The following is a 9,843-nucleotide window of genomic DNA, read 5'->3' on the forward strand; positions in this document are numbered from 1 at the left end:
ACCATATCACTACAGTGTTTATTGTTACCTTAAATACGTAGAAACCAAATAATTAGAGGGAGCGAGAAATTGGAAGTTTTTGAACGAGCACAACAACTGAAAGCGCCCTCAACCCGAATGGCTGCTGTCCAGTCTTTTTCCAAAAAAGCGAGTATTGCAGTAATGGCGATCGGCTGTACAGTCATTTTGGGTTGGATATTCGATCTGCAACTTTTAAAAAGCATTCTGCCTGGACTCGTGACGATGAAAGCCAATACTGCGGTCTGCTTTATTTTGGGCGGGTTTTCTCTATTCATCCAACAGATCCGGCGCGCCAAATTAACAGCAAGAAAGTATCAAAAAAATCATAAATATTTAATTTTGGGATGTTCATTTTTAATTATATTAATTAGCCTATTAACCTTAGTTCAATATAGCTTTAATTTACACTTAGGCATAGACCAACTGCTATTTAAAGAAAGTTACAGGTTGACAAGCCCCGGAATACCAGGACGCATGGCGCCGAATACTGCTGGTGCTTTTTTATTGCTGGGAACAGCGCTGTTGCTGCTGTCAGAACGTCGGCCTAAATACCTGCGGATTCAAATCTTAAGCTGTTCAGCATTTTTAATTGCATTTATGGGTTTGATAGGCTACATCTACGACAAAGCTTTATTTTACCAAATTGGCCATAATACAGGGATGGCTTTGCACACGTCCGCGGCATTTATGTTGCTGAGCTTCGGCATTTTATTTGCCAGTCCAGAGCGAGGATTGATAGCAGTAATAACGAGCGATCGCGCGGGCGGCATTATGGCTAGGCGCTTGTTGCCCCGGGCAATCATTATCCCACCTTTAGTGGGTTATTTCATCATATCGGGAGAGCGGTTACAAGCCTACACGCCGGAGGTAGGAATATCGCTGTTAAGCGTATTGAACGTAATTATTTTTACAGTTCTGATTTGGCAGAATGCCAAAACTCTTTGCAGCGCAGACCGGAAGCGCTATCGAGCGGAACTGAAACTGAGGAAAGCTAAATTAGACTTAGAAACTCAAGTTGAGAAACGGACTCTCCAACTGCAAATTGCCAACGAACAATTGCAGCAGCAAATTATAGAGAGTCAAACAACTAAGCAGGCACTCCAAAATAACTACAACCTATTGCTGACAGTCATCAACAGTACACCAACAGCCCTATTTGTCAAAGATATTCAGGGCCGTTACATGATGCTAAACGCTGCCGGAGCCAGTATAATTGGCAAGTCTGTAGACGACATTATCGGCAGAGATGACAGCGAGTTATTTTCGGCGGAAATTGCGGGCAATATTAGGAAAACAGATCGCCCAATTATGGCAGCGGGAAAAACGCAAGCGATCGAAGAAGAGCTGCCAGTTAAAGGCAATTTGAGGACATTTCTTTCTACAAAAAGCGCTTACCGAGACGGGCAAGGAAATATCAGCGGTATAGTTAGCATCGCGCGCGATATTACTGAGAGCAAACAAGCCGAAATCGCCAACAGCAGTCTGGCCGCAATTCTGGAAGCAACACCGGATTTTGTAGGTATCTGGGACCTCGAAGGACGCGCCGTTTACATCAACAAAGCAGGCAGAAAAATGGTGGGTATAAACGAAAACGAAGATATATCCAAGCGACAAGTTGCAGAATTCACGGCAGCCTCAGCCCGCAGCGCTTTGAAACAAGCGATCGCCACCGCTGTTTCCGGGGGCGTTTGGAGCGGAGAAACAGCCTTTGTGTCAGCATCGGGACTCGAAATTCCCGTCAGCCAAGTTATCATCTCCCACTCCGCAGCGGGCGGCAAACTCGCATACATTTCGACGATCGCCCGCGACATCAGCGATCGCTTCCAAGCTGAACAAGCGCTGCAACTGTCTCAAGCTCGTTTCGCCGGCATTTTAGAAATTGCCGACGACGCGATTATTTCCGTAGATGCTGACCAAAAAATTATCCTGTTCAACCAAGGTGCAGAACGGATTTTCGGGTGGACGGCTGCTGAGGCGATCGGGCAATCCCTGAGCCTGCTGTTGCCCGAAGCTTTTGCCGCCCCTCACAGCCAACTCGTCAGCAATTTCGGCGGCGGCGTTAAACAAGCCCGAAAAATGGGCAGCCGCAAAGAAATTTTCGCCCGCCGCCGAGACGGTACTGAATTTCCCGCCGAAGCTTCTATTTCCAAACTCGAAGTGGCAGGGGAAATCATATTCACAGCTATTTTGCGCGACGTGACAGCCAGCCGGCAAGCCGAAGAATTTGTGCGTCTGAGCGAGGAAAGATACCGATCGCTGGCAATGGCCACCGCGCAACTGGTATGGACGACAAACGGCCAGGGAAAGCCGATCGCACCGATCGACTGGATGGCATATACAGGTCAAAGTTGGGAGGAAGCTACAGACAACTGGACTTCGGCAATTCACCCAGACGATCGCCCGATCACGGCCCAAGCTTGGAAGCGCGCAGCAGAAACCAAAAGTCTCTACGAAGTCGAGCACCGCTTGCGGGCTGCAGACGGCAGCTACAGACACTTCTGGGTGCGCGGAGTTCCAGTTTTAGCAGAAGACGGCAGCATTCGCGAATGGGTGGGAACTCACACCGACATTAGCGATCGAGTCCAAGTTTTGGAAGCACTCAAGCAGTCCGAGGGACTGTATCGATCGCAAGCAACCGAGCTCGAAAAAGCTGTCCAGGAGTTGCACCAAGCTCAAACTCAACTAATCCAAACCGAAAAAATCTCTTCTCTCGGGCAGCTAGTCGCCGGCGTCGCCCACGAAATTAACAATCCGATTAACTTCATCTACGGCAACATCACCCACGCCAGCGAATACGCCACAGACTTGCTCGGTTTGCTCCACCTTTACCAGGAAAAATACCCCAATCCCGTCCCGGAAATTGTAGAAGCAGCCGAAGATATTGAAATCGATTTTTTAATGGAAGACTTTACAAAGATTTTGGAATCAATGAAAGTAGGAGCCGATCGCATCCGCGACTTAGTTGTATCCTTACGCAACTTTTCCAGACTCGACGAATCGCAGATGAAGCTAGTAGACATTCACGAAGGAATCGAAAGCACTTTGCTAATTTTGCAGCACCGGATCAAAGCTAATCTAGTTCGTCCGGCTATTGAGATTATTAAAGACTACGGCAATTTCCCAAAAGTTGAGTGCTATGTAGGTCAGCTAAATCAAGTATTTATGAATCTTTTAGGAAATGCGATCGACGCCCTCGAAGAGTACAACAATCATGCTTCAAACAAAATCGAAATCTCTTTTCGCCCCAAGACAATTCGGATTAGCACGAGTGCGAATTCAGACACAGTAACAATTCGGATTGCCGACAACGGGATGGGAATCAATCAAGAAGTTATTCACAAGTTATTCGACCCATTTTTTACTACTAAACCAGTCGGCAAAGGCACAGGGTTGGGACTGTCAATCAGCTATCAGATTATAGTTGAAAAACACCGAGGCAATTTGCAGTGTATTTCCGCGCCCGGGGAAGGTGCAGAGTTTGTCATAGAAATTCCCATTTCCCAGAAAGTATCAGCGCTGGCTGCGGAAAACACAAAGGAAATGGTCAATCGATTTTAGATTTTAGATTTTAGATTTTAGATTGAAGCATTGACCCCACGGATAAATTCAGGGGCTTGTTTATAGGATACACGTTTTTTATTTCTCCACGGATGAAGCCGGAGGCTTTCAGTTATTAGTCAGTAGTTAGTAGTCATTAGTCAGCAGTCATTAGTTTCAGGGCTCACCCATCGGGGGGGCTAGAAACCCGGTTTCTAGGAGTTTTGCATTTAGTGACGAGAAATATAGGGAGAAACCGGGTTTCTGAAGTAGTGAGTGCATCCAGGGCTTGCATTTGGAGATCGTAGTCTCAAAACCTGGGTTTTCACAAATCCTGTTACTCTCCGCTTCTCGATCGCCCTAAATCGAAATAATTCTTTACAATAAAAAAGTAACATTCCAATTAACTTTGACAACCTCCCTTGAAAATGCCTGTAAACCAACTTTCTCCCACAACAGCCTCCACCGAAACACAGACACTCGACTTTGACATAGCCATCGTCGGAGGCGGCATAGTCGGGGCCACCTTAGCCAGCGCCTTAAAAGATTCCGGCTTAAAAATCGCCATAATTGAAACCCAACTCCCCGCAGTCGCAGCAGCCAAAAAACAAGCTTATGCAATTACCTTACTATCAGGAATGATTTTAGAAGGTATCGGCGTGTGGCAGCAAATCTTGCCGCAAATTACCACCTTCGAGCAAATTAGCCTCTGCGACGGCGACTATCCCGGTGTCGTCGAATTCCACCGCCCAGACTTGGGAAATACTGGCAAATTGCCCGTACCAAAAACAGCTTTAGGTTATGTTGGCGAACACCGAGTCATGCTGTCAGCTTTGCACGAATGTTTAGCAAAAAACCCGAATTTTAGTTGGGTTTGTCCGGCGGAAGTAGTCGAAGTAAAATATTTAACTAATTGCGCTGAAATAGAAGTCAAACAACACGGCGAAACCAGCACAATTCGCACCAAATTATTAGTCGCCGCCGACGGTTCTCGATCGCGCATCCGCACCGAAGCCAACATCAGCACTCGCGGCTGGAAATACTGGCAATCCTGCGTTGCTATCACTATTAAAGCAGAAAAACCGCACAATGATATCGCTTTTGAGCGCTTTTGGCCGAGCGGCCCGATGGGAGTCTTACCATTACCTGGGAACCGCTGTCAAGTAGTTTGGACAGCACCCCACGCGGAAGCGAAAGCTTTGCAACAAATGGATGAAAAAGAGTTTTTGACTTTGTTGGAACAGCGCACGGGCGGGCTTTTAGGGCGTTTGGAATTGGAGAGCGATCGCTTTTTGTTTCCGGTGCAGTTAATGCAGAGCGATCGCTACGTTTTGCCCAGATTAGCACTAATTGGCGACGCAGCCCACTGCTGCCATCCCGTGGGCGGCCAGGGATTGAATATGGGCATTCGAGACGCAGGGGCGATCGCCCAAATCTTGCAGCAAGCCCACCAAAAAGGCGAAGATATCGGCGACTTGCGAGTATTGAAACGGTATCACAACTGGCGCAAAAAAGAGAATTTAATCGTGTTAGGATTTACCGATTTTCTAGACAGATTATTTTCCAATACTTGGCTGCCAATTGTAGCATTTCGCCGCTTTGGATTGTGGTGTTTGCGGACAATTCCCCCAGTGAGGTTTTTAGCCTTGCGCTTGATGACCGGTTTAATGGGCCGGCCGCCAGAATTAGCGCAAAATTAGAAGAAACCGGGTTTTTTACGATATGTAAATAATCCTCGTAGGGGCGGGTTTTACCAACCATAATCGCCTGAAACAAACAATCTCGAAAACCCGCCCCCACCCAACCAACAATCATCATGATCCAGGTTGATGTGGGTTATTGGTGATGTGGGGGCGGGTTTATCTAGATGGTTGGTAATTGTTAGATATTGTTGGTGAACCCGCCCCTACAAAATATGGTGTTCGTAGGCGCCCCAACTAAAGAAACCGGGTTTTACAGTAACAATGGCTCAATTTTGGTTTGCACCTCCTCAATTACATCTTCAGATACAGACTCAACGAATCGAACACCGCGAACCTTCCAGTCTAGACACTTGATTTGATCTGCAAGGATTACTCCTTGAATTTTCAATCCAGTCGGTAGAGGAACTTCAAAAGGATAGCCTTTTTGTTGCTTTGTAATCGGCATAAATAAAGCTAAGGAGCTTTTCTCATTGTAAGCGCGAGGCGACAGCACAAAAGCAGGTCTAAGTCCTTTTTGTTCGTGTCCCTTAGTTGGGTCAAAGTCTAAATAAACGATATCGCCTCGACTCGGAATGTAGGGATTTGATTGTGTCACCAAACTTCGTTCCCCACAGCAGCTCCACTATCAATCTCATTATGAAGATTCTCTGGGGTAATCGCTTCAACCAACTCCTCAAGTGAATATCGCCGACGAGTTATCGGCTCGATCGTCAGCCTACCATCTATCAACACAAGCTGCACTTGGGAACCTTCAGCTAAGTTAATCTCTTTAGCTAAATGCTGTGGAATCCGAACAGCAAGACTGTTTCCCCATTTGGCGATCGTTGCAACCATAGCCTAATCCTCTAGCTAGTGATATTACTCTGAGGAATTCACCTTTTTTCAGGATGTATATACAGAGTGTCTACAGTATAGCAACTAAGAAAAAGATTGACAAGTTGCAATATTTTGCGATCTCTTAGTCCGCGGAGGCGGACTTCGTTTGTGTAGACGCGGTTGAAACCGCCTCCTTCATAAAGCCACCCGCGCACGATCGCAGAAACCGGGTTTTTTCCCATCTCTTCGCCTGTAACCAAATATTCTCGGAAAAACCAGGTTTCTGGCCACCCATCGAATCATGGTAAAATAAACATCGGTGTTACTGACAACTCCCCACAATGGACGAAACCCTCGCCCAAGCTTATCTGCAATTGATTGAGACACTCCTGAATTGCCCCAACGGTGAGGAACCGCAGATTTTACAGGCTAACTTAGAATTAGTAGATTCGGGGTTTCTGCAATTTTGCGAGGTAGTAGCAGCAGAAAACCTGGCAGAGGAAGGAGAGGAAAATTACGCTAATTTTTTACGGAATTTGGCCAGTCAGCTAGGGCAATTATTGGGGATGAATGATGAGGGAGATAGCGATAACTCTGAAGGTAAAAATCCTCAAGAGTATGCAAATTTTATCCGAGAATTATTGCAAGCAGAAGCAGATAGCAAGCTCAATATTAAATTAATTTATTCCATGCTCGCTCAACGGCAACATCTCCTCAATGACCGTTTTGCCGAGATTTTACAGCAAGTGACCCAGAATTTAATTGTCGAACATCCAGAAGCAATTGAGTCAATTCTCCCCTACATTGCAAATTTGAGTATTGATATTAGTGAATTTCCTCTGGGGAAAAGAGCGAATAATATTGAAATTGCAATTACTGGTTATCAAATAGTTTTAAAGGATTCGGAACCGGGAAGCGAAAATTGGGCAGCGACGCAAAATAATCTTGCAACAGCCTACAGTGAGAGAATCAGGGGAGAGAAAGCTCAGAATATCGAACTGGCGATCGCATCTTACAACAAGGCATTATCCGTCTACACCCGCGATGCTTTTCCTCAAGATTGGGCTATGACGCAAAATAATCTGGCAGCAGCCTACTATTCCAGAATCAGGGGAGAGAAAGCAGAGAATATCGAAGTTGCGATCGCATCTTACACTGCTGCACTATCCGTCTACACCCGCGATGCCTTTCCCGAAAAATGGGCCCTGACGCAACATAATCGGGCAGTTGCCTACCGTAACAGAATCAGGGGAGAGAAAGCTCAGAATATAGAACTGGCGATCGCATCTTACAACAAGGCATTAACCATCTACACCCCCGATGCCTTTCCCGAAAATTGGGCTATGACGCAAAATAATCTGGCAGAAGCCTACTATTCCAGAATCAGGGGAGAGAAAGCAGAGAATATCGAAAATGCGATCGCACTTTATCACAATGCTTTAACTATTAGAACTCGCGAGGCTTTCCCACAAGGACATACAGAGACTTTATCTAATTTAGGTAATCTTTACCGAAGTAACCAGCAATGGCAACTCGCTTATGATACCTATGCCCCAGCGATTGAAACAGTAGAATTTTTACGGGGCGAGATTCAATCTGCGGATGAAAGCAAACAGAAATTAGCTGAAGAATGGAATGAACTTTATCTGGTCATGGTAGAAGTTTGCATCAAACTGCAACGCTACACCGAAGCTGTGGAATATGCCGAACGCAGCAAAGCCCGCAACCTTGTAGAACTCTTGGCCAACCGTGACATCAAACCTAAAGGCAATATCCCCGAAACTGTTCTCAACGAATTATCGCGCCTCGGTCGAGAAATTGAGGCCGAACAGCGACAACTCGACATCGAACAGATAAACCGTAACAGTAATGGTAGCAGAATATTGGGAGAACGCAGCCTCAAAATCGACAGCCTAACCACTAGCCGAGATTCTACTCATCTCACCAAATTGCGTAAACAACTCGATGAATTGATTGCTCATGAAATTACATCTATTGATCCTGATTTTAGCCTAACCCAAAAAGTTAAGCCCATCCTCTACAAAGACATTCAAACTCTGATCGGTGAAAACACCGCTATTCTTGAGTGGTACATCATAGGCGATAAATTTCTAACTTTCATCATCACCCCGCAATCCCCAACACCAATAATCTGGCAATCTTCAACAGCAGACTTTGAAGCCTTAATAAATTGGGAGAACGAGTATCAAAAAGACTACAAAGAGATAAAACCCCAATGGAAGCAAAAACTAGCCTCCCGCCTCCAAAACCTAGCTGAGATTTTGCATCTTGATGAGATTTTAAAGAATATTCCGAAACCGTGCGATCGACTGATTTTAATTCCCCATCGCTTCCTGCATCTTCTCCCCCTTCATGCGTTGCCAATCTCCCACGAAAGCGATTTTGAAAGCCGATGCACCGATGAAATCGATTCTTCTATCACTGTATCCCTGTCCAAATCCGAATCGTGCCTTCTCGACTTATTCCCTGGTGGAGTCAGCTATGCCCCCAGTTGCCAACTGCTGCAACAGGCGAAACAGCGACAACGCCCTAATTTCTCTCACCTATTTGCTATTGCCAATCCTACCAAAGACCGCTACTTACTTGAACTGCAATCCGCTAACATCCGTCACAAATTCAAGTCTAATGATTTCTTGGCAAAAGATGATGCTAATAAGAACGCAATTCTAAAGGCGAAACTCAGCTTTGCAAACTGCGCCCATTTCGGTTGTCATGGCAAGTTCGAGCCTGACTCGCCTTTGGAATCATTCCTGGTATTCGCCAATAAAGAACGTTTGACACTGTTGGCAATCTTTAATCTTGACCTAAATCAATGTCGTCTTGTCACCCTCTCCGCCTGCGAAACTGGATTGACAGAATCCAGAACCAGCGATGAATATATCGGCTTACCTTTCGGATTTCTCTTAGCAGGTAGCCCTAGCATGGTCAGTACCCTTTGGAAAGTGGATGAACTCGCCAGCACTTTGTTACTGATTCGGTTCTATGAAAACCTAGAAACTCTATCAACGGTTACTGCTCTCAATGAGGCACAACAATGGCTGCGGAATCTGACCTCAGAGGGGCTTGAAGCATTATTAAAATGCCTCAAACCGCAAATCGATCAAACATTTAAACTGTTGCCCAAAAAAGAACGCACACGCTTTGTTAATGCTCCTCTGGATGGCGCACTGAACCGCAAGCCGTTTCCTTTTGCTGAACCTCATTACTGGGCTGGCTTCACTGCGATCGGCGTTTAGCAATCCCCTGACAAAAATTGTCCAAATTTTTCGTGCTTATGTAAATAAGTACCAGTGTTAATGGTACTCCTGGATAAACGCCAGCAGTTATTAGCGAACCCAATGCAACAGCAAAACCTTGACTCAATACGTCTTTAAAGGCTTGCGTACAAATATGAGGACGCAATTTATCTGCTGATTTTTCTAACCAGCTAGGCTCATTCGGGTCTTTTGCATCTAGATCGTTGTCTAATTCTCCTGACTTAATTGCTAAGGTTTCGGCTGCATATTCTAAATCGCCTTCACACTCTTCAAGTACATCAAGAGCTATTAGAGCATCGGGATATTCTTGTAATTGGGAGCGATACAGTTCAATTTCTGCTTGGGTAACGGTAGTCATTGGGATAAGGGCGATCAAATAAATGAGTAATTCTTATTTTCTGGAGTTTAGACTAGGCAGCAAGAAAAGACTCAGCAAAGGTGAGTTGAAAATAAATAGACTTCAGATCTGAAAATCTACACTACTAAGG

Annotated in this window: 6 protein-coding genes; 3 read left to right on the top strand and 3 right to left on the bottom strand. The window is 45.5% G+C overall.

The window, feature by feature from the left end; all coding sequences use genetic code 11:
* The first annotated feature begins 69 nt into the window (after positions 1 to 69).
* Positions 70 to 3,579 carry a PAS domain-containing sensor histidine kinase gene (locus E5S67_RS23500; protein ID WP_172190785.1) on the top strand — a complete coding sequence of 1,170 codons (3,510 nt, stop codon included), beginning with the start codon at positions 70 to 72 and terminating at the stop codon, positions 3,577 to 3,579.
* A 407-nt stretch (positions 3,580 to 3,986) separates the two neighbouring features.
* Positions 3,987 to 5,258 carry an FAD-dependent hydroxylase gene (locus E5S67_RS23505; RefSeq protein ID WP_172190786.1) on the top strand — a complete coding sequence of 424 codons (1,272 nt, stop codon included), beginning with the start codon at positions 3,987 to 3,989 and terminating at the stop codon, positions 5,256 to 5,258.
* 253 nt (positions 5,259 to 5,511) lie between these two features.
* Here E5S67_RS23505 and mazF read toward each other — a convergent pair whose 3' ends face one another.
* A complete protein-coding gene (mazF, locus tag E5S67_RS23510) occupies positions 5,512 to 5,856 on the bottom strand; it encodes an endoribonuclease MazF (protein WP_339382699.1) in 345 nt (114 codons plus the stop codon).
* Positions 5,853 to 6,095 (bottom strand): AbrB/MazE/SpoVT family DNA-binding domain-containing protein, encoded by a 243-nt coding sequence (locus E5S67_RS23515; protein ID WP_172190788.1) that lies wholly within the window; start codon positions 6,093 to 6,095, stop codon positions 5,853 to 5,855. Before E5S67_RS23515 ends, mazF begins: the two co-directional genes overlap by 4 nt.
* 323 nt (positions 6,096 to 6,418) lie before the next feature.
* Between E5S67_RS23515 and E5S67_RS23520 the strand changes: the two genes are divergently transcribed.
* The gene (locus tag E5S67_RS23520; RefSeq protein WP_172190789.1) at positions 6,419 to 9,334 is read left to right on the top strand and encodes a CHAT domain-containing protein; all 2,916 of its coding nucleotides are present in this window, start codon (positions 6,419 to 6,421) and stop codon (positions 9,332 to 9,334) included.
* On the opposite strand, the gene E5S67_RS23525 is transcribed toward E5S67_RS23520, so the two are convergent.
* Positions 9,315 to 9,713 (bottom strand): hypothetical protein, encoded by a 399-nt coding sequence (locus E5S67_RS23525; RefSeq protein ID WP_172190790.1) that lies wholly within the window; start codon positions 9,711 to 9,713, stop codon positions 9,315 to 9,317. The two genes, E5S67_RS23520 and E5S67_RS23525, sit on opposite strands and share 20 nt — an antisense overlap.
* Positions 9,714 to 9,843: the final 130 nt, after the last annotated feature.

The organism is Microcoleus asticus IPMA8 (assembly GCF_013179805.1).
Lineage (GTDB): Bacteria > Cyanobacteriota > Cyanobacteriia > Cyanobacteriales > Microcoleaceae > Microcoleus > Microcoleus asticus.

Bases quoted from the DNA above. Each gene is read 5' to 3' on its own strand.
- E5S67_RS23520 (WP_172190789.1), top strand. From the start codon at position 6,419: ATGGACGAAACCCTCGCCCAAGCTTATCTGCAATTGATTGAGACACTC.
- E5S67_RS23525 (WP_172190790.1), bottom strand. From the start codon at position 9,713: ATGACTACCGTTACCCAAGCAGAAATTGAACTGTATCGCTCCCAATTA.
- E5S67_RS23505 (WP_172190786.1), top strand. From the start codon at position 3,987: ATGCCTGTAAACCAACTTTCTCCCACAACAGCCTCCACCGAAACACAG.
- E5S67_RS23515 (WP_172190788.1), bottom strand. From the start codon at position 6,095: ATGGTTGCAACGATCGCCAAATGGGGAAACAGTCTTGCTGTTCGGATT.